The sequence below is a fragment of the Pseudonocardia sp. genome (assembly GCF_025965585.1).
Taxonomy (GTDB): domain Bacteria; phylum Actinomycetota; class Actinomycetes; order Mycobacteriales; family Pseudonocardiaceae; genus Pseudonocardia.
On the sequence record NZ_JAOPWR010000355.1, the window covers coordinates 1 to 25,800 of the forward strand.

Below are 25,800 nucleotides of genomic sequence, written 5' to 3' on the forward strand. Positions count from 1 at the left end.
GGGGGTGAGCGCGGCCACCGACGCCGCCTGCGCCCCGAGCGCGACGAGCAGCGTCACCACCGCGAACGGGCCCGCGCCGCCGTCGCGCATCACGGCCAGCGCGCGCTCGGGCGGGCCGTAGCAACCGAGGCCGTCGGCCGTGTCGGCCAGCCCGTCCAGGTGCATACCGCGGGTGGCGAGCCCCAGGAACCCGACGGTGAGCAGGCCCCCCACCAGCACCGGGACGCCCAGCAGCGACAGCGCCCAGAACAGCCCACCGGCCACCCCGCCGAGCAGCGCGCCGACGACGGGCGCCCAGCGCAGCGCGGCCGCGGCGGTGCGGGCGTCGGGGGCGCCGGTGCGCACCGGCAGCACCGTGAGCCAGCTCAGCGCGAGCGCGAGCCCCCTCACGGGGTTGCGGGGACCTCGGTCGTGGGGATCTCGGAGACGGCCGTCTCGGCCACCAGCCGGGCGGCCATCTGCAGCAGCGGGACGGCCGTGACCGCGCCCGTGCCGTCGCCGAGCCGGACGCCGAGGTCCGCGAGCGGGGTCAGGGAGAGGCGGTCGGTGACCAGCACGCCGGCCGGCTCGGGGGAACGCTGTGCGGCGAGCCACCATTGCTTCGCCCCGGGGGCGAGCTCCTCGGCGATCAGCGCGGCGGCGCCGACCACCAGGCCGTCCAGCAGCACGGGGGTGCGCCGCAGCGCGGCCTGGACGAGGAACCCGCTGAGCACCGCGAGGTCGGCCCCGCCCGCGACGCGCAGCAGCGCCAGCGGGTCGCGCAGGTGGGGCCTGGCCCGGCGCATCGCGTCGCGGACGGCGGCGGTCTTGCGCATCCACCCGTTGTCGTCGATGCCGCTGCCGCGCCCGATCACGGCCACCGGCTCGGTCGCGGTCAGCACCGCGACCAGCGCGGACGCCGGCGTCGTGGCGCCGACCCCGAGCGACGCGGGCACGAGCAGGTCGGCGCCCGCGTCCACCTCCTCGTCGGCGAGCGCCCGCCCGATCGCGAAGGCGTGCTCGGTCTCGGCCTCGGTGAGGGCGTCCTCCCGGTCGATCCGGCCGCTGCCGCGGCGCACCCGGTAGCGCTGGGCGGTGCCGTCCTCGACCTCGTGGTCCACGCCGACGTCGACGACGCGGACGGACACCCCGGCCACCGTCGCGACCACGGTCACGGGCGCGTTCTGCTCGCGGACGGCGGCGACCTGCCGCGCCGTCGCGCCCTCGGGATCGGCGGAGACGCCGGCAGCGGCGATGCCGTGGTCGGCGGCGACGACCACTACGCGCGGGCGCGCCGGCGGGCGGGGCGGGCACTGGCCCTGCGCGGCGGCGAGCCACACGCCGAGCTCGGCGAGCGTGCCCAATGCTCCGGGGGGCACGGCGAGCAGGGCGTACTGCGCCACCGCGGTGCGACGGGCGTCGGCGTCCGGGGCGGTCACGGCGGGGAGATCCACGACGTCTTCCTACAGCGGTGCGCCGACGAGCGCGGGGGCGGGTCCGCGCACGAGCTACTTCAGTCGCAGGGGCAGCCCGGCCACCAGCAGCAGCACCTCGTCGCAGACGGCCGCGAGCGCGGCGTTGAGCGCACCCAGCTCGTCGCGGAACAGCCGCCCGGCCCGGGTCGGCGGCACGACACCCAGCCCGACCTCGGCCGACACCAGCACCACGTCGCCCGGGCACGACCGCACGGCCTCCACGAGCGCGTCGACCTGTGGGGAGACGTCGACCTCCGCGGAGACCCACGCGCCCGCGTCGTCGAGCACGGCGGTGAGCCAGGTGGCCAGGTCGTCCACGAGCAGCGGGTCGCCCCCACCGGCGACGATCGCGGAGACGTCCGGCTTCTCCACGGTGACCCAGCCCGGCGGCCTGCGTGCACGGTGCGCCTCCAGCCGCGCCGCCCACTCGGGGTCGTCGTCGTCGCGGCGGGCGGTGGCGAGGTAGCGCACCGGTGCGTGCGGGGGAAACAGATCCTCGGCGTAGCGGGACTTGCCCGACCGGGTGCCGCCGAGGACGAGCGTGCTGGTCACCTCCGCACGCTAACCTTGACGCCGTGGCTTTCCGGTGGCGGTACCAGACCGAGTCGGGCATCCCCGTGGACGGACCCGACGAGACGTTCGAGGACCAGGCCGAGGCCGAGGCGTGGTTCTCGGACATCTGGGCCGAGCTGCGCGCCCAGGGCGTGGACGCGGTGGTGCTGATCGAGGGCGAGTCCGAGGTCTACGGGCCGATGAGCCTCGACGAGGGCTGACGGCCGCTCAGAGCCGGATCACCGGTCGGTGAGGTCCGCCCCCGGAACGCCTCCACGAGCGGGTCCGGGTGGCGGTCAGGGGTTGGCGCCCCGCGCCACGCGCGGCTTCGGCACGCGCAGCTTCCGCAGCTGGCTGGCCCGCGTGAACGTGTACCAGCTGGTGGCCGGCATGCCGATGCGCTCGTTGGGGAACTTCGCCTGCGCCTTGCGCGTGGTGGTGACGCCCAGCAGCACGCCCTCGGCGATCATCACGATCAGCGCGAGCAGGCTGAACAGGCTGAGGTACTGCTGGATCGACGGCACCGGCAGCACCACGGAGATCACGACGATCACCGCGAGCGGCATGAACAGGCCCATGAGGTGGGGGCGGGAGTCCACGACGTCGCGGACGTAGGCCTTGACCGGCCCGCGATCGCGCGGCAGCAGGTACTTGTCGTCGCCCGCGGCCATCCGCTCGCGCCGCACGGCCGCCAGCCTGCGCTGCTCGGACTTGTCGGGCCGGCTCGCCCGCGCGAGACGCGAGGCCTCGCGCTGGGTGCGCGGCGGGGGCGGGGCCGGGCCTCGGCGCTTGGCCTCGGCCTCGCGGCGCTTGGGCGTGGGCCGGCCCTTGCCGGCGGCGCGGACGCCGTCGCCGGGGCCGTTCGCGGCCTCGTCGGACGCGGACGTCTCGGCACCGACGGTGGTCGGGGTGGAACGGCCCAGGAACCTCACGGATCCCACCTTACGGTGCACGGCGCCCGTCGGACACTACGGTGGGACGGTGCATGTGATCGTGGCTCCTGACTCCTTCGGCGGCACCCTGAGCGCCACCGCCGCCGCCGAAGCGATCGCCGAGGGATGGCGGCGCACCGCCCCCGATGACGAGCTCGTGCTGCTCCCGCTGGCCGACGGCGGCACCGGCTTCGTCGACGTGCTGCACGCCGCGCTGGGCGGGGATTGGCACCCGCTCGTCGTCACCGGTCCGTTCGGGGATCCCGTGGACGCGCGCTGGCTGCGCATCGGCGACACCGCCTACCTCGAGTCCGCCGCCGCGTGCGGCCTGCACCTCGTGCCCCGGGACCGCCGTGACCCGGCCACCGCCCGCACCGTCACCACCCGCGGCGTGGGCGAGCTGGTGGCCGACGCCGTGGCGGACGGCGTGGAGGAGGTCGTCATCGGTCTTGGTGGCTCGGCCACCACCGACGGCGGCGCCGGCATGCTGGCCGCGCTGGGCGCGGTCCCCGTCGACGACGCCGGCGTACCGCTGTCGCCCGGGGGAGCGGCGCTGGCCGGGGCCGCCCGCCTCGACGGCGTCCCCGCGCTCGGGGGCGTGCGGCTCGTCGCGGCCGCCGATGTCGACAACCCGCTGCTGGGCCCGCACGGTGCCGCCGCGGTGTTCGGGCCGCAGAAGGGCGCCGACGCCGATGCGGTCGCGGAGCTCGACGCGGCGCTGGCCCGCTTCGCCGACGTGCTGGCCGTTCTGGGGCGTGACGTGCGCGACGAGCCGGGTGCCGGTGCCGCGGGCGGGCTCGGGGCCGCGCTGCTGGCCTGCGGGGCGTCCCGGGTGTCGGGTGCGGGGCTGGTCCGCGAGCTCGTCGGCCTCGACACCGCGCTCGACCGCGCCGGCATCGCCATCACCGGCGAGGGCAGCTTCGACTGGCAGTCGCTGCGCGGCAAGCTCATCACGGCCGTCGCGCGCGCCGCCGCCGACCGTGGCGTGCCGTGCCTCGTGCTGGCCGGCCAGGTGAGCGTCGGGAAGCGGGAGGCCGCCTCGGTGGGCGTCGACGCGGCCTACGGCGTGGCAGACGACGCAGGAGGGGTCGTGGCGTCGATGGCCGATCCCGCGGGCACGCTGGCCGCGCTCGCCGAGCGTGTCGCGGCGCGCTGGAGCCGTTGAGGGCACCGGAGCGTCGTTCGTGGCGCGGATCACCCCGCTCTCGCGTCGGTGGTGTCACGTCGTCGGCGTGAGGGCTTAGTATCGGCTGCAGAACCGGGAACACGAACTGCCCCGCTCGTTGTTGGGAGAGCCATGACCGTCGAGAACACAACCGCGCCGACGACCGAGACCGAGACCCACGGTGTCGAGCTCACCGACACCGCCGCCTACAAGGCGCGCACCCTTCTGGAGCAGGAGGGCCGTGACGACATGCACCTGCGCATCGCCGTCCAGCCCGGTGGTTGCGCGGGCCTGCGCTACCAGCTCTTCTTCGACGACCGTTCCCTCGACGGCGACCTGTTCCGCGAGTACAACGGCCTCAAGGTGGGCGTCGACCGGATGAGCGCCCCTTACCTGCAGGGTGCGGTCATCGACTTCGTCGACACCATCGAGAAGCAGGGCTTCACGATCGACAACCCGAACGCCGGCGGTTCGTGCGCCTGCGGCGACTCGTTCAACTGACGCGTCCTCCCGGTCGCTGACCGGATGATCGAACCCCGGTCGTGAGCTTCGGCTCCGGCCGGGGTTCTTTCACATGTCAACCGGTAAGGTGACGCGACGTGTCTATCGCCGTGACCGGTTCCATCGCCACCGACCACCTCATGCACTTCCCGGGGAGGTTCGCCGACCAGCTGATGGCCGAGCAGCTCGACCGGATCTCGCTGAGCTTCCTGGTCGACGACCTCGCGATCCGCAAGGGTGGTTCCGGGGCGAACATCGCCTTCGGGCTCGGCGTGCTGGGGCAGTCGCCGCTCCTGGTCGGTGCGGTGGGCGCCGACTTCGCCGAATACGGCCATTGGCTGGAGAGCCATGGTGTCGACTGCTCGGCCATCCTCGTCTGCGACGACGTGCACACGGCGCGGTTCGTCTGCACGACCGATGACGACATGCGCCAGATCGGCTCCTTCTACACCGGCGCCATGGCGCGCTCCATCGACCTCACGCTCGCCCCGCTCCAGTCCCGCGGCCTGGACCTCGTCCTCATCGGGGCGAGCGACCCCGCGTCGATGGTGGCGCTCACGCAGGAGTGCCGCGACCTGGGCATCCCCTTCGCCGCTGACGTGTCGCAGCAGGTCACGCGCATGGAGGGCCCCGAGATCCGCCAGCTCGTCGAGGGCGCCCGCTACCTGATGACCAACGACTACGAGTGGGACCTGCTCCAACAGAAGACCGGCTGGACCGAGGCGCAGGTCGCCGAGAGGATCGACATCCGGATCACCACGCTCGGCGAGCACGGAGTCCAGATCGTGGGGAGGGAGACGGGCGACCTCAAGGTCGGCGTCGTTCCGGAGACCGGCAAGGTCGACCCCACCGGCGTCGGCGACGCCTTCCGCGCCGGCTTCCTCGCCGCCACCACGGGCGGGCTGTCGCTGGAGCGCTCCGCCCAGCTCGGCGCGCTCGTCGCCGTCCAGGTGCTGGAGACCGAGGGCGGCCAGGAGTGGGTGTGGGACCGCGCCCACGGCCTGGAGCGCCTGCGCGACGCGTTCGGCCCGGACTCTGCCGACGACATCGAGAAGATCCTCCCCGTCTGACCGTCCCGGCTGCCGCAGCCCCTCTCCATGATCGTGAGACGCCGCACAGCCGGGCGGCGCCTCTGATTTCGGCCGCAGCGCGTCAGACGGGCCGGCTCGTGCCTCCTTCTCTGATCGGCGCCGGTTCCCGGCCCGACCGGAGAAGGGGCAGACCATGAAGCATCCCGCGGGCACGTCCGACATCGCCGGCTGTCCGCAGTGCTGTCCGCGGTGCGGCGCTCCGGCGAGATCGTGGACCGCTTCGTGCCGGCAGGCACCGACGGCCCGCTCGACCACGTGACGGTGGTTCCGGGCGCTCGCCGAGTCGTTCCCGGTTGCCGACGCGGCCGGACTCGACCTGCTGGATCGCGCCGTGGGTCAGAGGCGCACCGGGTAGGCCGGCTCGGGGATCTCGGGCCGGATCCGCTGCTCCACGAAGATTCCGTGCCAGAGCAGGAACACCAGCAGCGTCCAGATGCGGCGGCTGTGGTCGATCGGGCCCTCGCGGTGGGCGTCGAGCATGCGCTGCACGGCGGCGAGGTCGACGAGGTGGTCGGCCTGGGAGTCGCGGATGATGTCGCGCGCCCAGGTGTACATCTCGTCGCGCAGCCAGTGCCGGATCGGCACAGGGAAGCCCAGCTTGCGGCGGTGCAGCACGTGCGCGGGCACGATCCCGTCGAGCGCCTTGCGCAGCGCGAGCTTGGTGGTGCCCTCCCCGATCTTCTGGGCCAGCGGCAGCCCGGACGCGACCGCGAACACCTCGGGGTCGAGGAAGGGCACGCGCAGCTCGAGCGAGTTGGCCATCGTCATCTTGTCGGCCTTGACGAGGATGTCGCCGCGCAGCCAGGTGAAGAGGTCGACGTGCTGCATGCGCGAGACCGGGTCCCAGGCTGCTGAGTCGCGGTAGTGCGGTGCGGTGACGTCGGTGTGGCTGCGGCGCGGGTCGTAGGTGCGCATGATCCCGGCGAGCTGGTCGTCGTGGAAGATCCGCGCGTTGCCGTAGTAGCGCTGCTCCAGCGGGAGTGCGCCGCGGCGCAGGAGGTCCTTGCCGCGCATGCCCTCGGGCAGCCGGGTGGAGGCCCTGCCCATCAGGCCCCGCAGCGATCCGGGCACCTTCTCGAACGGCGCGAGCGACAGCGGCTCGTGGTAGATCGTGTAGCCGCCGAACAGCTCGTCGGCGCCCTCGCCCGACAGCACGACCTTGACGTGCTGTCGCGCCTCGCGGGCCACGAACCACAACGGGACGAGCGCGGGGTCGGCCACCGGGTCGTCGAGGTACCAGACGATGAGCGGCAGCGCGTCCATCATCTCGTCGGGCTTGACGGTGCGGACCACGTGCCGCACCCCGATCGCGGCGGCCGACTCGGCTGCCACGTCCACCTCGGAGTAGCCCTCGCGCTCGAACCCGGTGGTGAACGTGACCAGGTCCGGGTTGTGCTCCTTGGCCAGCGCCGCGATGACCGTGGAGTCGATGCCGCCGGAGAGGAACGCGCCCACCGTGACGTCGGCGCGCATGTGCTTGGCCACGGAGTCGCGCAGCACGTCGGCGATCTTGGCGTACACCCGCGGGCCCTCGCCGCCGCCGGTGTGGAAGACGGGAGTGAAGTAGCGCTCCTCCTCGATCTCCGGTGTCGATCCTGTCCGGCCAGGCCGTACGACGACGTGCGAACCGGACTCGACGCGCCGGATCGCGCGGTGCATGGTGGCGGGCTCGGGTACGTACTGCAGGAGCAGGTAGTGCTGCAGGGCCACGGGATCGAGGTCGGCGGCCGGATCGCCCAGGCCGAGCGCCGGGGCCAGCTCCAGCAGGCTCTTCTTCTCGCTCGCGAACGCCACGCCCGCCGGGCCGGAAGCCACGAACAGCGGCTTGATGCCGAACGGGTCGCGGGCGCCGAAGAGCACGCGCCGGTGGGAGTCCCAGATGAGGAACGCGAACATGCCACGCAGCCGGCTCACCGCGGCCGGGCCCCAGTAGTGATAGGCCGCCACCACGGCCTCGGTGTCGCCGTCGGTGGCGAACGTGGCGCCGTGCTTGCGCGCGAGCTCGTCGCGCAGCTCGAGGTAGTTGTAGATCTCGCCGTTGAAGACGATCGTGTAGCGGCCGTCCTCGTACTGCAGCGGCTGGTGGCTGTGCTCGACGTCGATGATGGACAGGCGGTTGAAGCCGAACACCACGTCCGCGTCGTTCCAGGTGTCCGTCTCGTCCGGTCCGCGGTGCCGCGCGCAGCGCATGGCCGCGGCGACCGCGTCGGTACGGGCGGCGGCGTCGCCACCGGTGGTCAGCAGTCCCAGCAGTCCACACACAGCGAGTCAGTATGCCGACCCCGGCGTGACGCTCCGGTGGCCGCACCCGACAGGCGATTCCGGGGACCCCTCGGCTACGCTCTACGCGAGGTCGAAGGCGCGTGTCCGCATGCGCCTTTGCGGCCGTATGACGACGGGCTTTTCGAGCGACGGGCTAGGGAGGCGGCGAGCAGTGGGCCGAGCAGAACGCGGGGGAGACCACCGCGGTGTCGGGCGCTCGACGTGGGGGCGGGCGGCCAAGTTGGGCGCGCTGGCGCTGCTGGTCATCCCGCTCACCACCGGGTGTTCCGTGGACGAGGTCCTGCGCTTCGGCTGGCCGGTGGGGGTCACCCCGCAGGCCGAGCAGATGCGCCACCTGTGGACCTCCGCCGCCGTGGCGGCGCTCGTGGTCGGTGTCATCACCTGGGGCGCGATGTTCTGGGCGATCATCTTCCACCGCAAGCGCAAGGGCGGCGACGACGTCCCGCCCCGCCAGACGCAGTACAACCTGCCCGTCGAGATCGTCTTCACGGTCATCCCGACGATCATCGTTGCGGTCCTGTTCGGCTTCACGGTCAACGTCCAGAACTTCGTGGAGAAGGACGACCCGGACCCCGCCCAGACGATCGACATCACCGGATTCCAGTGGAACTGGGACTTCGCCTACCCGGGCAGCACCGCGCCGAACGGTCAGCCGGTGCACACGCTGGGCACCAGCGAGACGATCCCGCTGCTCGTCCTGCCGACCGGCGAGAAGATCAAGTTCGTGCAGCGCTCGAACGACGTGATCCACAGCTTCTTCGTGCCTGAGTTCCTCTTCAAGCGCGACGTCTTCCCGGACCCCGAGGTCAACGACCAGGACAACACCTGGCAGGTCGACAGCATCGACAAGGAAGGTGCCTTCGTCGGGCGCTGTGCGGAACTCTGCGGCAGCTATCACTCGCAGATGAACTTCGAGGTCCGCGCCATCTCTCCGCAGCTGTTCGACCGCTGGATGACGCTGCGCAAGCAGGTCAACCCGGCCACCGGTGTGGGGTACACGGCGGGCGAAGCCCTGGCGGCCATGAACTGCGGCCAGCTCTGCACGCCGCAGGCCTACACCACATATCCGTTCACCACCGACCGCACGCAGCGGTCGGCGTCGGAACCGCCGGTGGCGCTGCCGGCCACTGCAGGAAGCTGAGGGGCGGACGATGAAGGTCGAATCCCGGATCTTCGAGATCATCACGGCGTTCTTCTTCCTCTGCGCCATCGTCTACAGCGTGCTCACCCACGAGGTCGTGGGCATGGCGGGGCTGTTCCTCACCGGTGGGCTGTCGCTGATCATCGGCACGTACTTCCGGTTCGTCTCCCGGCGGCTCGAGGAGCGTCCGGAGGACAACCCGGAGGCGGAGGTCTCCGACGGCGCCGGCGACGTCGGCTTCTTCTCGCCGGGCAGCTACTGGCCCATCACGCTCGCCGGTTCCGCCGCGCTGGTCGCCATCTCCCTGGCGTTCTTCTACGTCTGGTCGCTCGTCATCGCGGGCGTGCTGCTGCTCATCTCGGTGGGTGGCCTCGTCTTCGAGTACCACCTGCGTCCCTCGGACCACTAGCTCCTCCAGCTCGTACCGACGCCGGGTCCCGTTCGCGGGGCCCGGCGTTCGTGCGTCCGGGGCGGTCGACCACGCGGAAGGGCGCCCCCGGACAGGTGCGAACAGGGCCATGACGTACCGCTCGACCGCGGCGCACCGAGTCGTGGGACGGGTGGGTCGGTCAGGCGCGGGCGGCCTTGCCCAGCGCGCCGCGGGCGATGATCACCTGCTGGATCTGGGACGTGCCCTCGTAGATGCGGAACAGCCGCGCGTCCCGGTAGAACCGCTCCACCGCGACCCCGCGGATGTAGCCGGCCCCGCCGTGCACCTGCACCGCGCGGTCGGCCACCCGGCCCACCATCTCGCTCGCGAAGTACTTGGCCGCCGACGGGCCCTGCACCGTGTCGGTGCCCGCGTCGTAGGCGCGGGCGACGTCGAGGACCAGGGCGCGGCCCGCGTAGTGGTCGGTGACCGAGTCGGCGATCAGGCCCTGGATCAGCTGGAACGACGCGATGGGCTTGCCGCCCTGCTCACGGGTCTGGGCGAACTCCACCGACTCGTGCACGAGCCGCCCCGCCATCCCGACGCAGAGCGCGGCGATGTGCGCGCGGCCGTGGGAGAGGCACTTGGCGGCGATCTGGAAGCCCACGTCGAGGCCGTCCTCGCCGCCGACCAGCGCCTCCGCGGGGACGCGGACGTCGTCGAGGTAGACGTCGGAGGTCCAGGTACCCATCTGGCCCATCTTGTGGTCGCGGGCACCGAACGTCAGGCCCGGCGTTCCGGCCGGCACCAGGAACGTCGAGATCCCCTTGTTGCCCGCGGCGTCGGGGTTGGTGCGGGCGAAAACCATGACCACGTCGGCGACCAGGGCGTTGGTGATGTAGCGCTTCGAGCCGTTGAGCACCCAGTCGGAGCCGTCGCGCCTGGCGGTGGTGGCCAGCCCCGAGGGGTCGGAGCCCGCGTCGGCCTCGGTGAGCCCGAACGACGCGGTGACCTCGCCGGAGGCCAGCCGCGGCAGCCAGGACGTCTTCTGCTCCTCGGTGCCGCCCTTGATCAGCACCTGACCGGCGATGCCGTTGTTGGTGCCGAACAGCGAGCGCAGCGCGGGAGTGGTCCAGCCCAGCTCGAACGCGAGCCGGGCCTCCTCCTCCAGCGTCATGCCGAGGCCGCCGTAGGACTCGGGGATCGCGAAGCCGTAGAGACCCATGTCCTTGCACGCCGCGATGATCACGTCGGGGATGCGGTCCTCGGTGTCGATCTGCTCCTCGAGCGGCACCACCTCGGCGCGGACGAACTCGCGCACCGAGGACAGGATGGCGTTCAGGTCGGAGGTGTCCACGTCGATCTCCTACTCGGAAGGCTGCGTCTCGCAGGCTACCCGTGGGTAGTCGGGCCTCGCGCCCCTGTCGTGATGATCGCCGTGCGCAGTACGGCAGCGTCCCCGGCAGGGCCGCCTCGTGCGGTCCGCGGTGATCACGGCCCCGTCAGCGCGGTGATCTCGGCGTCGGTCAGGCCCAGCTCGCGCAGTACCGCATCGGTGTGCTCGCCCAGCGCGGGCACCGGGTCCATCCGGTTGTCCCAGCCCGCGGCGTCGATCGGCGGGAGCAGAGCGGGCACCGGGCCGCCGGGTGTGCCGACGTCGCGCCAGCGGTTCCGTGCGGTGAGGTGCGGATGGGCCAGCACCTCGGACGCGGTGTTGTAGCGCGCGTTGCCGATGCCGGCGGCGTCGGCGGCCTCCTGGATGGTCGCGAGGTCGGTGCGCGCGCACCAGTCGGCCACGGCCCCGTGCAGCTCCGCGCGGTGGGCGACGCGGCCCGTGCCGGTGGCATAGCGGGGCTCGTCGGCGAGATCGGGGCGGCCGAGCAGTTCGCGGGCGAGTCGCTGCCACTCGCGGTCGTTGGTGGTGCCGAGCACCACGGTGTGCCCGTCGGAGGTCGGGAACGCGCCGTAGGGGACGACGGCCGGCGAGCCGAGCCCCTGCGGCTGCTGCTCGACGCCGGTGTGGCGCGTGACGTGCAGCGTGTAGCCCATCAGCTCGGCCATGACGTCGAACATCGCGACGTGCGCCGACGCGCCCCCGCCATCCGTCCGTCGCTGGTAGAGGCCCGCGAGCACCGCGATCGCGGCGTAGAGGCCGCTGGAGGTGTCGGCCATCGGCGGGCCCGCCTTGGCCGGCCGGCCCTCCCACCCGGTGATCGACGCGGCGCCGGACTCCGCCTGCACCAGCAGGTCGTAGGCCCGCTTCGCCGAGAGCGGCCCGCCCGGCCCGTACCCGGAGATCTCGACGGCGACGAGGTGCGGGTGGCGCGCGGTGAGCTGGGCGGGCCCGATGCCGAGCCGCTCGGTGGCGCCGGGAGCGAGGTTGGACACCAGCGCGTCGGCGGTGGCGAGCAGCCGGTGCAGGGCGTCGAGCCCGCGGGGGTCCTTGAGGTCGAGCGCCAGGGACTCCTTGCCCCGGTTGACCCAGACGAAGTGCGCCGCCATGCCCTCGACGACGTCGTCGTAGTGGCGGGCGAAGTCGCCACCGCGCGGGTTCTCCACCTTGATCACCCGCGCGCCGAGGTCGCCCAGCGTGCGGGTGGCCAGTGGCGCGGAGACGGCCTGCTCCAGCGCCACGACGGTGACGCCGGCGAGCGGGCCGGGACGGTGCGGAGCGGTCATCGGGTCCCTCGGCGGTCGGTGGCGAGTGGGTCGGCGGACAGTGTCGCCGATCCGCACGGATGAGTCCTGTCCAGTCGGCCGGTCTGCACTCCGGAACCACCGTGCGGTCGTTCCTCGATCGGTGGCTCCGCTTAGGGTGCGATGCATGTCCGACGTCTACGAGCGGTTCACCGCCCTGCGCATCGAGCACCCCGAGGACGCGATCCTTCGCATCGTGCTCGACGGCCCGAACCTCAACGCCGTGAGCGCCGCCGCCCACGAGCAGCTGGCCGACATCTGGCCGGTGATCGACCGCGACGCAGGGGTGCGCGCCGTGGTGATCCAGGGTGCGGGGAAGGCGTTCTCGGCGGGCGGCTCCTTCGACATGATCGAGGAGATGGCGGCCGACCCGGTGGTGCGCACGCGTGTGATGCGCGAGGCCCGCGACATCGTCTACAACGTGATCAACTGCTCGAAGCCGATCGTCTCGGCCATCCACGGCCCGTGCGTGGGCGCGGGCCTGGCGATCGCGCTGCTCGCCGACATCTCGGTCGCCGGCCGGAAGGCGAAGATCGTGGACGGCCACACGCGCCTCGGCGTGGCCGCCGGCGACCACGCGGTGATCAACTGGCCGCTGCTGTGCGGCATGGCCAAGGCCAAGTACTACCTCCTGACCTGCGACGTCCTCACCGGGGAGGAGGCCGAGCGGATCGGGCTCGTGTCGCTCTGCGTCGATGACGAGCAGGTGCACGACAAGGCCATGGAGGTGGCCCGCAAGCTCGTGGTGGGCTCCCCTACCGCCGTGACGTTCACGAAGCAGGCGCTGAACAACTGGTACCGCTCGGCCGGCCCGGCGTTCGACGCGTCGCTGGCGATGGAGTTCTACGGCTTCGGCCTCCCCGACGTGCACGAGGGGGTGGCCGCGCACCGCGAGAAGCGGGCGCCGGTGTTCACGACGCCCGCGCCGTAGCCGCGCCGCCGCGTGCTCGCCGGCCTCACCTGGTCGGGAGCCCGAGCCGCCCGTCCGTGTGGTGTGGAGCGGCCGGACCGCCCGGCAGGCTCACCCCATGGCACGGGGACGGCACCATCGCTCGCGCTCGCGGGCGCGGTGGCTCGTGCCGGTGCTCCTGCTGCTGGTCACGACGACGTCCGGGGTGCCCGCCCGCGCGGCCACCACCGGCCCCGCCTCCGTTGCCGTCAGCACCGCGCTCGCACAAGTCGGCCTGCCCTACGAGTGGGGCGGCAACGGGCCCGCGGCCGGCGACCTCGGTTTCGACTGCTCGGGGCTGACCCGCTTCGCCTACGCCGCCGCGGGCATCAGCCTGCCGCGCACGGCCCACCTGCAGTACTACGCCGGCCCCGGCGTGCCGTCGGGGGCGCCGCTGCTGGCCGGTGACCTCTTGTTCTACGGCGTGCCGAGCAACGTCCACCACGTCGGGCTCTACCTCGGCGACGGCACGATGGTCAACGCTTCCGACGTCGGGACACCGGTGCAGGTGGCCCACTACCGCTGGCCCGGCGACGACTACCTCGGCGCCACCCGTCCGGCCGCGCCACCGGGCACCCCCGGCCTGCTGCCGCCGGTGCCGGCGCTGCCGAAGGTCGCGCAGATCGCGGTGCCGCAGCTCTTCCTGGCGCCACCGGTGTGAGCAGCCCTCCGGCTACTGCACCGCGCGCAGGTCCAGCGTCAGCTCGCCCGGTGCTCCCGGCACCAGGCGCACCGGGATGCCCCAGTCCTGCTGGTAGCGGTGGCAGGCGGCGAACACGCCGTCGCCCTCGTCGCACGCGGCGGCGGCCACGCTGATCTGCAGGACCCCCTCGGTGACCTCGCCGAACACCAGCTCACGGGCGAGCCCCGTGGCGGTCCCGGTGCCGGCGACGAGGAGCTCGGGCGGGGACGCCGCCACCGTGAGCTGCGTGGGGTCGCCGAAGCGCGTGTCGAGGTGCTGACCGGTCGGCGGCGTGAAGGCGATGCGCAGGTCCAGCAGGCCGGGGGAGAGGTCGGTGGGCGCCCGCCTGACCTGGTGAGCGCCGCCCTCCACCAGCGTCGACGCCGGGATCGGCACCCGCACCAGCCGGTGCGCCGCCGACTCGACCACGATCAGCGTGTCGCCGTCGACGAGGAGATCGCTGGGCTCGGCCAGGTCGCTCGCCAGCGTGCCGACCGTCCGCGTCACGGGGTCGTAGCGGCGGACCGCCCCGTTGTAGGTGTCGGCGATCGCCACCGACCCGTCGGGCAGCACGGCCACGCCGAGCGGGTGCTGCAGCAGCGCCTTCTCGGCCTCGCCGTCGCGGTGGCCGAAGTCGAACAGCCCCTGCCCGACGGCGGTGGTGACGGCCGCGCCGACCCCGGGCGCCGCCGTCATCGAGCGCAGGGCCGAGGTCTCGGCGTCGGCGATCCACAGCATCGATCCGTGCCGACTCGCGGGCCCCCCGACCCGCGGAGTCGAGGTGGCCAGGCCCGAGGGCTGGGCGAAGAAGGCCTCCCGGGGGGCGCCGTCGCGCAGGCCCTCGTTCGTCGTGCCCGCCAGGACCGCCGTGGCGCCGGTGGCCGGGTCCCACGTCCAGAGCTGGTGGTTGCCCGCCATCGCCACGACGACGCGGCCGTCCCACCACACGACGTCCCACGGCGTCGACAGCTCATCCGCGGTGCCCCCGACCTCCACCCGGTCGCGCAGCTGGTCGCCGGTGCCGGCGACCGTCGTCACCGAGCCGTCAGCGAGGTGGACGCGGCGCAGGGCGTGGTTGACGCTGTCGGCCACGACCACGTCGCCGTCCGGCAGCAGTGCGAGGCCCTGCGGCTCGGCGAACCGCGCCTCGCTCCCGTCCACGAGCCCCCGCTCGCCGGTGCCGATCCGCCGCCGCACCGTGGCGAGATCGGCCTCCAGCTCGACGAGCTGGTGGTGGGCTGTGTCGGAGACCAGGAACGTGCCGCCGCGCCCATCCTCTCTGGGCAGGGCGATCACCTTGCCGGGGAAGCGCAGCGCCGTCTCCGGCTCGGGCGGGGCGACGTACGGACCGCCGCCGCGGTGCAGGACGTCCGCGTGCTCCGCGATCAGCTCCTCCACCAGCACGGCGAGCCCGTGCGCGTGCCCCTCGCCGGACATCTGCGCGACGACGTACCCGCGCGGGTCGACCACCACGAGCGTCGGCCACGCCCGGGCTGCGTAGGCGTCCCACGTGACGAGCTGCGGGTCGTCGAGCACCGGGTGGTGCACGCCGTACCGCTCCACCGCGGCATCGACGGCCACCGGGTCCGCCTCGTGCAGGAACTTCGGCGAGTGCACCCCCACCGTCACGAGGACGTCGGCGTAGCGCTCCTCCAGCTCGCGCAGCTCGTCGAGGACGCGCAGGCAGTTGACGCAGCAGAACGTCCAGAAGTCCAGCAGGACGATCTTGCCGCGCAGCTGCGCCAGCGACAGGTCCCGCCCACCCGTGTTGAGCCAACGCCGTCCGCGCAGCTCCGGCGCGCGCACCCGAGTTCTCTCCACGAGAGCCACCAACCGGTTCCGGCGCGCGCGTGTTCCGCATCGGCACGAAACTGGTTCCCGTGCCCGAACTGCCCGAGGTGGAGCTCGCCCGCAAGGTCCTCGAAGGTGCGCTGGACCGGACGATCAGGTCCGTCGACGACAACGACGAGTGGGTGTGCCGGCCGCACCCGCCCGGTGAGATCGCGACGGCGCTCGCAGGCGGGAAGCTCACGGTCGCCCACCGGCAGGGCAAGACGATGTGGTGCGAGACCACCCGGCGCGGCGGGAAGCCCGGGCCCCATCTGGGCATCCACCTCGGGATGGGCGGTCGCATCGTCGTCACCGACACCGAGGGCGAGCGGATCGGCGGCGGACCCGAGCGCCCGGACCGCAGCCCGCGCAAGGCCGAGTGGGACCGCTTCACCGTGAACTTCACCGACGGCGGACAGCTGCGGCTGTTCGACAAGCGCCGGCTCGGCCGCGTCCGGCTCGAGCCCGACCTCGACGCGCTCGGTCCGGACGCCGAGATGATCAGCCGGGACGAGTTCCGCACGCGGGTGGGGCGTGGCCACGCGGCGGTGAAGGCGCGGCTGCTGGACCAGTCGGTGCTCGCCGGCGTCGGCAACCTGCTGGCCGACGAGACGCTCTGGCAGGCGTCGCTGTCGCCGGCCGCCCCGGCGGACGAGCTGGGCGGCGCCCGGCTGGACCGTCTCTACGACTCCCTGGAGCAGTCGCTCAAGGCCGCCGTCGCGAACGGCGGCGTGCACACCGGTGAGGTCATCCCGTTCCGTCGGGCCGAGGCGACCTGTCCCCGCTGCGGTGCGCCGATGGTGCACGGCACGGTCGGCGGCCGCTCGACGTGGTGGTGCTCTCAGGAGCAGGGCTGATCAGCGGGGCGCGGGTCAGCGGGAGGGCGGGGGCGCCGTGCTGTGGCGCACCACCAGCTCGGCGGCCACCAGCGCCGGCAGCGGCGTGCCCGCGGCCTCCGGCCGGATGACGTCGAGCAGCCGGTGCAGCGCCCGTTCGGCGGCGTCGGTGAGGGGCTGGCGGACCGTGGTCAGCGGGGGCCGGTAGTAGACCGCGGTGGGCTCGTCGTCGAAACCGACGACGCTGACGTCCTCGGGCACGCGGCGCCCGGCCTCGGCGAGCGCGCTGAGCGCGCCCAGGGCCATGTGGTCGTTCGCCACGAACACGGCGGTGACGTCCGGGTCGAGGCTCAGCAGCTCGCGCATCCCGGCGTGCCCGGACGCCGCCGTCCAGTCGCCCGTGACCAGCGGCGGGATGCGCGCGCCCGCGGCGTCGAGGGTGGCGCGCCACCCCTCGACCCGCCGGTCCGCAGACGGCCAGTCCTGCGGACCGGCGACGTGGTGCACCGTGCGGTGCCCCAGGTCCAGGAGGTGGCGGGTGGCCGCGACGGCGCCGCCGCGGTGGTCGATGCCGACGGCGGGCAGGGTGGTGCTCTCGTCGAGCCCCGCACCGCCCAGGAGCACGGCCGGCGTCGGCCCGAGCGCGGTGGTGAGGACGTCGACCGAGCTGCGGTTCGGCACCACCGCGATCACGCCCTCCACCGCCAGGTCCTGCAGCCTCCGCACCGCCCGCGTGGCGGACCCGGCGTCGAAGCGGTCCACCACGGCGATGGCGACGCCGAGGCCGCTGCGGCATGCCGCCCGGTCCACGGCGTAGAGCAGGCGCACCGGACCGTGCAGCAGCGTGTCGAAGGTGATCACCCCGATGATGCCGCTGCGCCGGGTGGCGAGCGCGCGGGCCACGGCGTTGCGGCGGTAACCGAGCTGGTCCATCGCCGCGAGCACCTTGGCCCGGGTCGGCCCGCTGACGTGCGGGGTGTCGTTGACCACCCGCGACACGGTCTGCAGCGACACCCCGGCCAGCCGCGCCACGTCGGTCATGACCGGCGCCGGGGCCTTCAGGGCGGGGCCGCCCCGCGCCGGGCCGTCGCCCGGTGTCTCCGTCACTCGAGCACCGCCCGGGCGCTCCACCGCTTCCACACCACGACGCAGACGGCGAGCCACGCGGCCCCGACGAGCCATCCGGCGATCACGTCGCTGAACCAGTGCACGCCGAGGTACACGCGCGTGGCACCGACCGCGCCCACCCACGCGGCGGCGACCACCACGAGCACCGCGCGCCGGAGCCCGCCCAGCGACCCCCACGACAGCACGACGATCGTGCCGACCACCACCATCGACATCGTGGCGTGCCCCGAGGGCAACGACTCGTTCGCGGAGCTCACGAGCCGGTCCGCGACCGGCGGCCGCGGCCGGTCGAGCACCCGCTTGATCGTGGTGAACACCAGCGCCGCCGTGCCCATCGCCACCACGGCGAGCACCGCGTCGGCCCGCCGGCCGCGGTACCAGCGGAACGCCCCGACGAGCACGGCGAGCACCGCCGTGGCCGCGGTGTTGCCGATCGTGGTGACGGCGACCGCCACCGTCGTCAGCACCGGCGACCGCGCCTCGATCGACTCGCCGAGCGCAGGCCGGTCGAGCTCGGCGGGCCCGTACCCGGCGAACGCGGCCCACACCGCCGCCACGGCCAGGACGACCAGGAGCACCGCCATCCACACGTCGCCGGTGGTGCGGGCCGCGGCCGGCGTCGTCCCCTCGGTCATCGTCCCCCCCGGGTCGTCGCCGTCAGGCCGGTCGGCCGCGCCACTCGCGGTAGAGCCTCACCAGCGCCGCCGTGGACGGGTCGAGCCCGCCGGTGCCCTTCTGGCCGGTGAGCACCGGGCCGAGCTCCTTGGCCAGTACCTTGCCCAGCTCGACGCCCCACTGGTCGAAGGAGTCGATGCCCCAGATCGTGCCCTCGACGAACGTCATGTGCTCGTAGAACGCGATGAGCTGCCCCAGCACGGACGGCGTGAGCTTGCGGGCGAGGATCGTCGACGACGGCCGGTTGCCGGGCATGACCTTGTGCGGCACCACGTCCGCGGGCGTGCCCTCGGCGGCGATCTCCTCGGCGGTCTTGCCGAACGCGAGCGCGGAGGTCTGGGCGAACAGGTTGGACATGAACAGGTCGTGCATGTCGGTGTGCTCGTCCACCGGAATGACGTAGAGGGGCTCGGCGAAGCCGATGAAGTCGGCCGGGATCAGCCGGGTGCCCTGGTGGATGAGCTGGTAGAACGCGTGCTGGCCGTTCGTGCCCGGCTCGCCCCAGAAGATCTCGCCGGTGAGGGTCGTGACGGGCGTGCCGTCGCCGTGCACCGACTTGCCGTTGCTCTCCATCGTCAGCTGCTGCAGGTAGGCCGGCAGCCGGTGCAGGTACTGGCTGTAGGGCAGCACAGCGTGGGTCTGGGCCTCGAAGAAGTTGACGTACCAGACGTTCAGCAGCCCGGCGATGACCGGGAGGTTCTCCTCCAGCGGCGTCTTCCGGAAGTGGCTGTCCATCGCGTACATGCCGGCGAGGAAGTCCTCGAAGTGCTCCTTGCCGATCGCGACCATGAGCGAGAGCCCGATCGCCGAGTCGACCGAGTAGCGCCCGCCCACCCAGTCCCAGAAGCCGAACATGTTGGCCTCGTCGATACCGAACGCCGTGACCTCCTTGGCGTTGGTCGACACCGCCACGAAGTGCTTCGCCACGGCCTTCTCGTCGCCGCCCACCCCGGCGAGCAGCCACTCGCGGGCGACCCGGGCATTGGTGAGCGTCTCCAGCGTGGTGAACGTCTTGGACGAGATGATGAACAGCGTCGTGGTGGGGTCGAGGTCGCGCAGCGTCTCGCTGATGTCGGTGGGGTCGATGTTGGAGACGAACCGCATCTCGAGGTCGCGCTGCGCGTAGGCCTTCAGCGCCTCGTAGGCCATGACCGGCCCGAGGTCCGAGCCGCCGATGCCGATGTTGACCACGGCCCGGATACGCTCGCCGGTGTAGCCGGTCCACTGCCCGGAACGGACGGCGTCGGTGAACTCGCCCATCCGGAACAGCACCTCGTGCACGTCGGTGACGACGTCCTGGCCGTCGACGCCCAGCGCGGTGGCGCGGGGGGCGCGCAGCGCGGTGTGCAGCACCGCACGGTCCTCGCTGGTGTTGATGTGCTCACCCGCGAACATCGCCTCGGTGCGCTCGGGCAGCCCCGCCGCCCGGGCGAGCGCGGTGAGCAGCCCCACGGTGTCGCGGGTGATGCGGTTCTTGGAGTAGTCCAGCACCAGCTCCGCCCCGGTGGCCGTCATGGCCTCGGCGCGCCCGGGGTCGTCGGCGAACAGGTCGCGCAGGTGCAGGTCGGCGACGGCCGCGTGGTGCTCGGCCAGCGCCACCCACTCGGGCGTCGCGGTGATGTCGGCGGGACTGGTGTCTGTGTGTTCGGCGGGCACGGGTGCATCCTGCCCTCTCACGGCCTCCCGGTCAGGGCGGGACCTGCTGTGTCATCGGACTAGGCAGGGGCGTGCGCGTGCGGGCTGACGGCGCAGGTGCTCTCGACGCGCTCCCACAGCGCGATGCCGCCGAGCAGGCCGGAGACGTTGGGCACGACGGTCCGGTTCGGGCCGAGCGTGTCGGGGTCGAGCTTCTTGGCGTTGCCGCCGCCGATGTAGACGTGGTCGGGCAGCACCATCTGCTCGAACGCCTCCAGGGCGTCGAGGACGCGCTCGCGCCACTTCTCCTTGCCGATCTTCTGCCGCTCGTGGTCGCCGCACGCCACCTCGATGGACGTCCCGTCGCCGAACCGGCCGTGCGAGAGCTCCATGTGCGGCAGCAGCGCACCGTCGAAGAACGTGGCGCACCCGACTCCGGTGCCCAGCGTGATCACGAGCTCCATGCCGTGGCCCTCGATCACGGCGCAGCCCTGCACGTCGGCGTCGTTGGCCACCCGGACCGGCTTGCCGAAGCGCTGGGCCAGTGCCGTCTCGAGGTCGTAGTTCGCCCACAGCTCCTTGAGCTTCGGGTCGGGGTCCTTGCCCGGCGCGGGCCGGACGAACGCGGTGACGTCACGGACCCGGCCGCGCCGGATCGCCCCCGGGAAGCCCACCGACACGCGGTCGTAGGCGGGCTGCGCGGCCGCGAGGGCGGCGAGCTCGTCCAGCAGCACGCCGGGGGTGCACGGGTAGGGCGTCTCGCGACGCTCGCGCACGGACAGCAGCTCGCCGTCCGGAGACAGGACCGCGGCCTTGAGGCCCGATCCGCCCACGTCGATGGCCAGGGTGAGCGGTCCGCCGGTCATGTCGTCCCCTGTTCACGAAGCTGTGCTCTGACGGCGCGACGGTATCCGGTCGGGCGCGGTGACGCACGAGCCCGGGGCGCCCTGCGGTCCCGGCGTCGCTGCTGGAGGTGGGCCCGTGGGTGCTGTCGCTCGCCGCGGGAGCGGGGGAGGAGGCGGTGCCGGGTAACGCGCGGCCCGGCCGACGTGCACAGCGGGCACCGGGCGGGGGCGGTCCGGAGGAAGCTGCTGCCCGCCTGAGCCCGTGGGCGCACCACCGGGGTGTGAGCCCCGGACCAGGCACCCTCGTCCTTCTTCGGCAGGCCGGGCACGCCGAGCCGGGCGCCGTGGCGGGGCAGGTCGAGCAGCGGCGTCCTGCCCTCCCCGAGCGCACTCCAAGTTGTCCAGTGTGGAGGTCCAGTGTGGAGAAGGCCGTCTGCCGAGTCGATCGCCTCGGCCACCGGGCGTCCCCGCTGGAGGCTGCCGTCATCGCGGCAGCCGACCGGCGACGTTCCTCCGAACGGCCCAGACGTCCAGCCTGCTCGTCGCGGTCCGTGTCCGATCCGGGCCGGCTCGCGCCGGGCGTCTCAGCACTGTCGGAGCAGTGATCGACGCGACCGTCGATGAGCGGCGTATGACGTGGGGCGACCGGACCATCCCTGTAGTCGCCCGATCGGGTTGACTGCGCCGACTGCTCAACGCGCGGGACCGTACGGCCGTCGCACAATCCGCTGACTGGTCGTATCTGTCTGCATCTATCGGGTTAAGTCACCGACACGCGGCGACGTGTTCCGTTCACATCAGGGTCTTGGAGGCTTACCCACATGTTCAACCGACCGCTCCCTGCCCCGGCGCGTGACATCGCGCTCCTGATCGGCCGCGTCGTGCTCGGCGTGGTGCTCTTCGCCCACGGCTGGCAGAAGCTCATGATCGACGGGATCGCCGGTACCTACGGGCAGTTCGAGAAGTTGGGCATCCCGCTCGCCATCGTCTCCGCGTCGTTCGCGTCGTTCGTCGAGTTCGTCGGCGGGGTGCTGCTCATCGCCGGTGCGCTCACCACCACGGTGGTCGCGCTGGACATGGTGGTGATGGTCGGGGCGGCGGGCTTCGTGCACATCACCCACGGCATCTTCGCCCAGGACGGCGGGTGGGAGCTGGTCGGCGTGATCGTCGCCGCGGAGCTCGCGCTGGCCGCCACCGGGCCGGGCCGGTTCAGCATCGACCACCTCATCTCCTCCCGCCGTGCCCGTGAGGACGCGGCTCAGAAGCGGACCCAGGCACCGGTGCACCGAGCTCCGACGCCCAACGCGGGCACGTTCGCGTCCGTGGTCCGGCAGTCCCCGAGCCGCGCTCCGCAGCACGTCGGGGTGGCCGCGCAGTTCACCCGCATGGCCCCGCACCAGGCGGTCGGCTCGTCCGCGTACCAGCAGGGGTCGTTCCAGCAGCCGTCGTTCCAGGACCAGCCGCTCCCCGAGCGGTCGTACCCGGAGTCGTCCTTCCAGCAGCTGCCGCAGCAGGCCGCGCCGCAGACGGCCCCGCAGTCCGTGTCGTCCCCGGCCCCCGAGCCCCAGGCGGCACGGACCGTCGAGCGGACCGGCCCGCAGCAGGCCCGGACCGGCGCGTACCCGGCGGTCGCGACCCGGGTGGCGACGAGCCGTCCCGCGGCGGAGGCGGCGCACGACGAGATCTCCCGACCCGAGCAGGCCCCGGCCGCCCCGTCCCAGACGGGCCCGTCGGACGCCGTCGCGTCCGAGGTCGTTCGGTCGGAGGCCGACGCCCCCACCCGGACCGAGCAGTTCGCGCTCGTCCCGCCCGTCGGGCAGCGGACCGACGCCGCCGCGGTCGCGGACCTGGTCGAGCCCGTCGCCCGTCCCGAGGTCGCGCCCACTGCACGGCCGTCGGCCGAGGTCGTCGCGGCTCCCGCCGAGGAGTCCGCCCGCCCGGCGGACGCGCACGACACCGCCGACGCGCGCCGGCCGGTCGATGTCGCCCCGCTCTTCGAGCCGCGCCGGCCCATGGAGGCCCAGCCGTCGTCCGACGCGCAGCCCTACCGCAGCACCCAGCCCGCCTTCACCGCCCCGGCCGCGTACGGCGCGCCGGCGGGTGCCCGGCCGTCGTCCGGCGCGCAGCCGGAGGCCGGTCCGCGCCCGTCGTACCGCCCCCGCCCGGCGTTCGACGGCGCGCAGCCGGAGCAGCGCGACAACGAGCTGCCGCAGCGGATCCGGCGGGCCGAGCGGGTCGGCTTCGCCGCCACGCCCTTCCACTGATCCGTACCCACTCCACCGACCCGCCGCCCCCGTCCCGACAGAGGATCCTCGTGAAGTTCGATCCGAACCGCCCGCTCCCGGCAACTGCCCGTGACGTCGCCGTGCTGGTCGGCCGAATGCTGCTCGGGGTGGTCATGTTCGCCCACGGCTACCAGAAGATGATGATCAACGGGATCGGCCGCACCACCGATGGCTTCGAGTCGCTCAGCATCCCGCTCGCGATCATCTCGGCGTCGTTCGTGACGGTGGTGGAGTTCGTGGGCGGCGTGCTGCTCATCCTCGGGGGCCTGACCACGGTCGTCTGCGGCCTGATGACGGTGATCATGGTCGGGGCGGCGGTGTTCGTGCACATCCCGAAGGGGATCTTCCTCGCGGGCGGCGGCTGGGAGCTGGTGGGCGTCATCACCGTCGGCCTGGTCACGATCGCGGCCGTGGGCCCCGGGCGGTTCAGCCTGGACCACCTGGTGCGCGGCCTGCAGGAGCGGCACCTTCGCGAGCTGGCGATGGCGTCGAAGTAGCGCTCTGCTTGCACGTCCTGCGCGCACGGGGCGGGTCCGGTCACACGACGGCCGGGCCCGCCCGCGCGTGTGTCTACGGTTGACGCGCGGCCCGACCGGGCAACCGACGGGTATGCCGACCCCGCACACCTCCGCTTCCCGGACCCCCGCTGCTCGAACCCCCGGTGCCCCGACCCCCGCTGCGCAGACCCCCACCACCGGCCACGAGCCCCGCCATGCCACGGTCGCCGACCACCTCGTCGACCGCCTGGCGTCCTGGGGAGTCGACCACTACTACGGCTACCCCGGCGACGGCATCAACGGCCTGACCTCGGCCCTGCAGCGCCGGGGCGACACCCGGTTCGTCCAGGTGCGGCACGAGGAGACCGCGGGGTTCGCCGCGTCCGCGTACGTCAAGTACGGCGGGGGCAGGATCGGCGCGGCGCTCGTGACGTCCGGGCCGGGGGCGGTGCACCTGCTCAACGGCCTCTACGACGCGAAGCTCGACCACCAGCCCGTCGTCGCGCTCGTCGGGCAGACGGCGCTGACCGCGCAGGGTGGCGGCTACTACCAGGAGGTCGACCTCCTCTCGCTCTACAAGGACGTCGCGGGCTTCCTCGCCCAGCTCGACGACCCCAGTCAGGTGCGCCATCTCGTCGACCGCGCGTGCCGCACCGCGCTGGCGCACCGGACCGTCGCGGTGCTGGTGGTGCCCAACGACATCCAGGACACGAAGGCGGTGCTCGACCCGCCGCACAGCCACGCCCACTACGCCACGTCCAACGCGCCGAGCTCACGGCCCACCGTCCCGCCGGAGGAGGACCTGCGCGCAGCCGCCGATGTGCTGCGCGGCGGGGAGAAGGTCGCGATGCTCGTGGGCCAGGGCGCGTACGGCGCCGAGCCCGAGGTGGCGGCGATCGCCGCGCGCCTGGGCGCCGGGGTGGCGACGGCGCTGCTGGCGATGCCCGTCGTCGACCAGCGCGAACCTTGGGTCACCGGCTCCATCGGGCTGCTCGGCACCGCCCCGAGCTGGCAGCTCATGAAGGACTGCGACCGGCTGCTGATCGTCGGCTCGGCCATGCCCTACAGCGAGTTCTACCCGCCGGAGGGCGTGCCGGCGGTGCAGATCGACATCGACGGCGCGCAGCTGGGCCTGCGCTACCCGACGCAGGTCAACCTCACCGGCGACGCCGCGCCCACGCTGCGCGCGCTCACCGCCCTGCTGGGCGACCACAACCCGTCCATCGCGTGGCGGGGCGAGGTCGCGCAGCACGTCGCGTCGTGGGAGGAGGGGCAGCGGAAGGTCGCGCAGCAGCCCGCCGACCCGGTCAACCCCCAGCTCGTGCTCACCGAGCTCGACGACCGCCTGCCCGACGACGCGATGGTCGCGGTCGACTGCGGCACGGTGACCGCCTGGTTCGCCCGGCACCTGCACGTCCGGCCCGGGATGCTCGCGAGCCTGTCGGGCACGCTGCTCTCGATGGGCGGCGGGATGCCCTACGGCATCGCCGCGAAGTTCGCCCATCCCGACCGGCCGGTGTTCGTGCTGCTGGGCGACGGCGCGATGCAGATGAACGGCGTCAACGAGCTCATCACCGTCGCGAAGTACTGGCGCGAGTGGGCCGATCCGCGGTTCGCCCTGCTGGTGCTCAACAACCGCGACCTGTCGTTCGTCAGCTGGGAGCAGCGCAGTACCGAGGGCACACCCAAGTTCGACGACAGCCAGCTGGTCCCCGACGTCGACTACGCGGCGTGGGCCCGGTCGCTCGGGCTGGGCAGCGTGCGGCTGGAGGACCCGTCGCAGGTCGGGGTGGCCTGGGACGCCGCGCTGGCCGCCGACCGGCCGTTCGTCATCGACGCCGTGGTGGACCCCGCCGAGCTCATGGTCCCGCCGCACTTCACGCTCGAGCAGGCGAAGAACACCGCCGAGTCGATCGTGCGGGGCGACTCGGACTGGCGGGGCATCCTGCGCCGCGGCCTCCCCGCGGCCGCGGCGACGCTGCTGCCGCACCGGAGCTGACGGTCGAATCGTGAGCACCCCCCCGTTCCGTGACGGCGACGCCGGTCTGCGGTCGGACGAGGCGGGTGGGAGCTCGTCGGCGTCCGCCTCGACGCGTGCGGGACGATGGCCGCGTGGCCCCACCCGCCCCGACGAGGTCTCTGCGGCACGTCACCGCCATCCGCTACGTCACGCCGCTGCGCGAGGGCGGGTCGCTGCCCGGGCTCATGGAGGCCGGCGACCTCGGTACCTACGTCGTCAAGTACTCCGGCGC

24 protein-coding genes are annotated in these 25,800 nt (G+C 73.1%); 12 read left to right on the top strand and 12 right to left on the bottom strand.

The features are described 5' to 3' along the window. The 3 genes from JWR81_RS21730 to JWR81_RS21740 form a co-directional block, all read right to left on the bottom strand. Positions 1–390 (bottom strand): adenosylcobinamide-GDP ribazoletransferase (locus JWR81_RS21730; protein ID WP_297656027.1); only part of this gene is annotated, 390 nt, incomplete at its 3' end. Further along, positions 387–1,433 (bottom strand): nicotinate-nucleotide--dimethylbenzimidazole phosphoribosyltransferase, encoded by a 1,047-nt coding sequence (gene cobT, locus JWR81_RS21735; RefSeq protein ID WP_297656030.1) that lies wholly within the window; start codon positions 1,431–1,433, stop codon positions 387–389. The genes JWR81_RS21730 and cobT, both read right to left, overlap by 4 nt. Before the next feature lie 54 nt (positions 1,434–1,487). After that, positions 1,488–2,006 (bottom strand): bifunctional adenosylcobinamide kinase/adenosylcobinamide-phosphate guanylyltransferase, encoded by a 519-nt coding sequence (locus tag JWR81_RS21740; protein WP_297656033.1) that lies wholly within the window; start codon positions 2,004–2,006, stop codon positions 1,488–1,490. 23 nt (positions 2,007–2,029) lie between these two features. Here JWR81_RS21740 and JWR81_RS21745 point away from each other — a divergent pair, with 23 nt between their 5' ends. Further along, positions 2,030–2,227, top strand: coding sequence for a hypothetical protein (locus JWR81_RS21745; RefSeq protein ID WP_297656036.1), 198 nt, complete (start codon positions 2,030–2,032; stop codon positions 2,225–2,227). Between the two features lie 75 nt (positions 2,228–2,302). Here the strand turns inward: JWR81_RS21745 and JWR81_RS21750 are convergent, their stop codons facing one another. Then, positions 2,303–2,938: a DUF3043 domain-containing protein gene (locus JWR81_RS21750; RefSeq protein ID WP_297656039.1), complete on the bottom strand. Its 636-nt coding sequence runs from the start codon at positions 2,936–2,938 to the stop codon at positions 2,303–2,305. 49 nt (positions 2,939–2,987) lie between these two features. On the opposite strand from JWR81_RS21750, the gene JWR81_RS21755 reads away from it, so the two are divergent. The 3 genes from JWR81_RS21755 to JWR81_RS21765 all read left to right on the top strand — a co-directional run bounded on the left by JWR81_RS21755 (position 2,988) and on the right by JWR81_RS21765 (position 5,674). Beyond that, on the top strand, positions 2,988–4,103 hold the full coding sequence (locus JWR81_RS21755) for a glycerate kinase (RefSeq protein WP_297656042.1): 1,116 nt from the start codon (positions 2,988–2,990) through the stop codon (positions 4,101–4,103). A 132-nt stretch (positions 4,104–4,235) separates the two neighbouring features. Continuing rightward, on the top strand, positions 4,236–4,604 hold the full coding sequence (locus JWR81_RS21760; protein WP_297656045.1) for an iron-sulfur cluster assembly accessory protein: 369 nt from the start codon (positions 4,236–4,238) through the stop codon (positions 4,602–4,604). A 140-nt stretch (positions 4,605–4,744) separates the two neighbouring features. Further along, positions 4,745–5,674, top strand: a complete 930-nt coding sequence (locus tag JWR81_RS21765; RefSeq protein ID WP_297656090.1) for a carbohydrate kinase family protein — start codon at positions 4,745–4,747, stop codon at positions 5,672–5,674. A gap of 357 nt (positions 5,675–6,031) precedes the next feature. Here the strand turns inward: JWR81_RS21765 and asnB are convergent, their stop codons facing one another. Continuing rightward, entirely contained in the window at positions 6,032–7,957 is a 1,926-nt protein-coding gene (gene asnB, locus JWR81_RS21770; RefSeq protein ID WP_297656048.1) for an asparagine synthase (glutamine-hydrolyzing), read from the bottom strand. 172 nt (positions 7,958–8,129) lie between these two features. Between asnB and JWR81_RS21775 the strand changes: the two genes are divergently transcribed. Together JWR81_RS21775 and JWR81_RS21780 are read left to right on the top strand one after the other, a co-directional pair. Next, positions 8,130–9,119, top strand: a complete 990-nt coding sequence (locus tag JWR81_RS21775) for a cytochrome c oxidase subunit II (RefSeq protein ID WP_297656051.1) — start codon at positions 8,130–8,132, stop codon at positions 9,117–9,119. A 10-nt stretch (positions 9,120–9,129) separates the two neighbouring features. Beyond that, the gene (locus JWR81_RS21780) at positions 9,130–9,528 is read left to right on the top strand and encodes a cytochrome c oxidase subunit 4 (protein ID WP_297656054.1); all 399 of its coding nucleotides are present in this window, start codon (positions 9,130–9,132) and stop codon (positions 9,526–9,528) included. A 160-nt stretch (positions 9,529–9,688) separates the two neighbouring features. Here the strand turns inward: JWR81_RS21780 and JWR81_RS21785 are convergent, their stop codons facing one another. Both JWR81_RS21785 and JWR81_RS21790 read right to left on the bottom strand, forming a co-directional pair. Continuing rightward, on the bottom strand, positions 9,689–10,846 hold the full coding sequence (locus JWR81_RS21785; protein WP_297656057.1) for an acyl-CoA dehydrogenase family protein: 1,158 nt from the start codon (positions 10,844–10,846) through the stop codon (positions 9,689–9,691). A 134-nt stretch (positions 10,847–10,980) separates the two neighbouring features. Beyond that, the gene (locus tag JWR81_RS21790; RefSeq protein ID WP_297656060.1) at positions 10,981–12,168 is read right to left on the bottom strand and encodes a CaiB/BaiF CoA-transferase family protein; all 1,188 of its coding nucleotides are present in this window, start codon (positions 12,166–12,168) and stop codon (positions 10,981–10,983) included. Between the two features lie 145 nt (positions 12,169–12,313). On the opposite strand from JWR81_RS21790, the gene JWR81_RS21795 reads away from it, so the two are divergent. Continuing rightward, on the top strand, positions 12,314–13,117 hold the full coding sequence (locus JWR81_RS21795) for an enoyl-CoA hydratase/isomerase family protein (protein ID WP_297656063.1): 804 nt from the start codon (positions 12,314–12,316) through the stop codon (positions 13,115–13,117). Between the two features lie 97 nt (positions 13,118–13,214). Then, on the top strand, positions 13,215–13,796 hold the full coding sequence (locus tag JWR81_RS34475) for a C40 family peptidase (protein ID WP_367278826.1): 582 nt from the start codon (positions 13,215–13,217) through the stop codon (positions 13,794–13,796). Between the two features lie 12 nt (positions 13,797–13,808). Here the strand turns inward: JWR81_RS34475 and JWR81_RS21805 are convergent, their stop codons facing one another. Then, positions 13,809–15,638 (bottom strand): NHL domain-containing thioredoxin family protein, encoded by a 1,830-nt coding sequence (locus tag JWR81_RS21805; RefSeq protein ID WP_297656066.1) that lies wholly within the window; start codon positions 15,636–15,638, stop codon positions 13,809–13,811. A 59-nt stretch (positions 15,639–15,697) separates the two neighbouring features. On the opposite strand from JWR81_RS21805, the gene JWR81_RS21810 reads away from it, so the two are divergent. Then, entirely contained in the window at positions 15,698–16,504 is an 807-nt protein-coding gene (locus JWR81_RS21810) for a DNA-formamidopyrimidine glycosylase family protein (protein ID WP_297656068.1), read from the top strand. 15 nt (positions 16,505–16,519) lie between these two features. Here JWR81_RS21810 and JWR81_RS21815 read toward each other — a convergent pair whose 3' ends face one another. Genes JWR81_RS21815 through JWR81_RS21830 form a run of 4 tightly spaced genes read right to left on the bottom strand, consistent with a single transcriptional unit; the run spans position 16,520 to position 20,787 of the window. Further along, positions 16,520–17,590 (bottom strand): LacI family DNA-binding transcriptional regulator, encoded by a 1,071-nt coding sequence (locus JWR81_RS21815; RefSeq protein ID WP_297656071.1) that lies wholly within the window; start codon positions 17,588–17,590, stop codon positions 16,520–16,522. Then, on the bottom strand, positions 17,587–18,246 hold the full coding sequence (locus JWR81_RS21820) for a phosphatase PAP2 family protein (RefSeq protein ID WP_297656074.1): 660 nt from the start codon (positions 18,244–18,246) through the stop codon (positions 17,587–17,589). Before JWR81_RS21820 ends, JWR81_RS21815 begins: the two co-directional genes overlap by 4 nt. Positions 18,247–18,268: 22 nt before the next feature. After that, entirely contained in the window at positions 18,269–19,942 is a 1,674-nt protein-coding gene (pgi, locus tag JWR81_RS21825) for a glucose-6-phosphate isomerase (protein ID WP_297656077.1), read from the bottom strand. A gap of 59 nt (positions 19,943–20,001) precedes the next feature. Beyond that, positions 20,002–20,787, bottom strand: a complete 786-nt coding sequence (locus JWR81_RS21830; RefSeq protein WP_297656080.1) for an ROK family protein — start codon at positions 20,785–20,787, stop codon at positions 20,002–20,004. An 800-nt stretch (positions 20,788–21,587) separates the two neighbouring features. Between JWR81_RS21830 and JWR81_RS21835 the strand changes: the two genes are divergently transcribed. From JWR81_RS21835 to JWR81_RS21845, 3 genes are all read left to right on the top strand, one after another. Next, a complete protein-coding gene (locus tag JWR81_RS21835) occupies positions 21,588–23,030 on the top strand; it encodes a DoxX family membrane protein (RefSeq protein WP_297656082.1) in 1,443 nt (480 codons plus the stop codon). A 50-nt stretch (positions 23,031–23,080) separates the two neighbouring features. Beyond that, entirely contained in the window at positions 23,081–23,548 is a 468-nt protein-coding gene (locus JWR81_RS21840) for a DoxX family protein (RefSeq protein WP_297656084.1), read from the top strand. 112 nt (positions 23,549–23,660) lie between these two features. Then, positions 23,661–25,547, top strand: a complete 1,887-nt coding sequence (locus JWR81_RS21845) for a thiamine pyrophosphate-requiring protein (protein WP_297656087.1) — start codon at positions 23,661–23,663, stop codon at positions 25,545–25,547. The last annotated feature ends 253 nt before the right edge of the window (positions 25,548–25,800 follow it).

Bases quoted from the DNA above. Each gene is read 5' to 3' on its own strand.
- JWR81_RS21760 (WP_297656045.1), top strand. From the start codon at position 4,236: ATGACCGTCGAGAACACAACCGCGCCGACGACCGAGACCGAGACCCAC.
- JWR81_RS21765 (WP_297656090.1), top strand. From the start codon at position 4,745: ATGCACTTCCCGGGGAGGTTCGCCGACCAGCTGATGGCCGAGCAGCTC.
- JWR81_RS21780 (WP_297656054.1), top strand. From the start codon at position 9,130: ATGAAGGTCGAATCCCGGATCTTCGAGATCATCACGGCGTTCTTCTTC.
- JWR81_RS21790 (WP_297656060.1), bottom strand. From the start codon at position 12,168: ATGACCGCTCCGCACCGTCCCGGCCCGCTCGCCGGCGTCACCGTCGTG.
- JWR81_RS21795 (WP_297656063.1), top strand. From the start codon at position 12,314: ATGTCCGACGTCTACGAGCGGTTCACCGCCCTGCGCATCGAGCACCCC.
- JWR81_RS34475 (WP_367278826.1), top strand. From the start codon at position 13,215: ATGGCACGGGGACGGCACCATCGCTCGCGCTCGCGGGCGCGGTGGCTC.
- JWR81_RS21820 (WP_297656074.1), bottom strand. From the start codon at position 18,246: ATGACCGAGGGGACGACGCCGGCCGCGGCCCGCACCACCGGCGACGTG.
- JWR81_RS21830 (WP_297656080.1), bottom strand. From the start codon at position 20,787: ATGACCGGCGGACCGCTCACCCTGGCCATCGACGTGGGCGGATCGGGC.
- JWR81_RS21835 (WP_297656082.1), top strand. From the start codon at position 21,588: ATGTTCAACCGACCGCTCCCTGCCCCGGCGCGTGACATCGCGCTCCTG.
- JWR81_RS21845 (WP_297656087.1), top strand. From the start codon at position 23,661: ATGCCGACCCCGCACACCTCCGCTTCCCGGACCCCCGCTGCTCGAACC.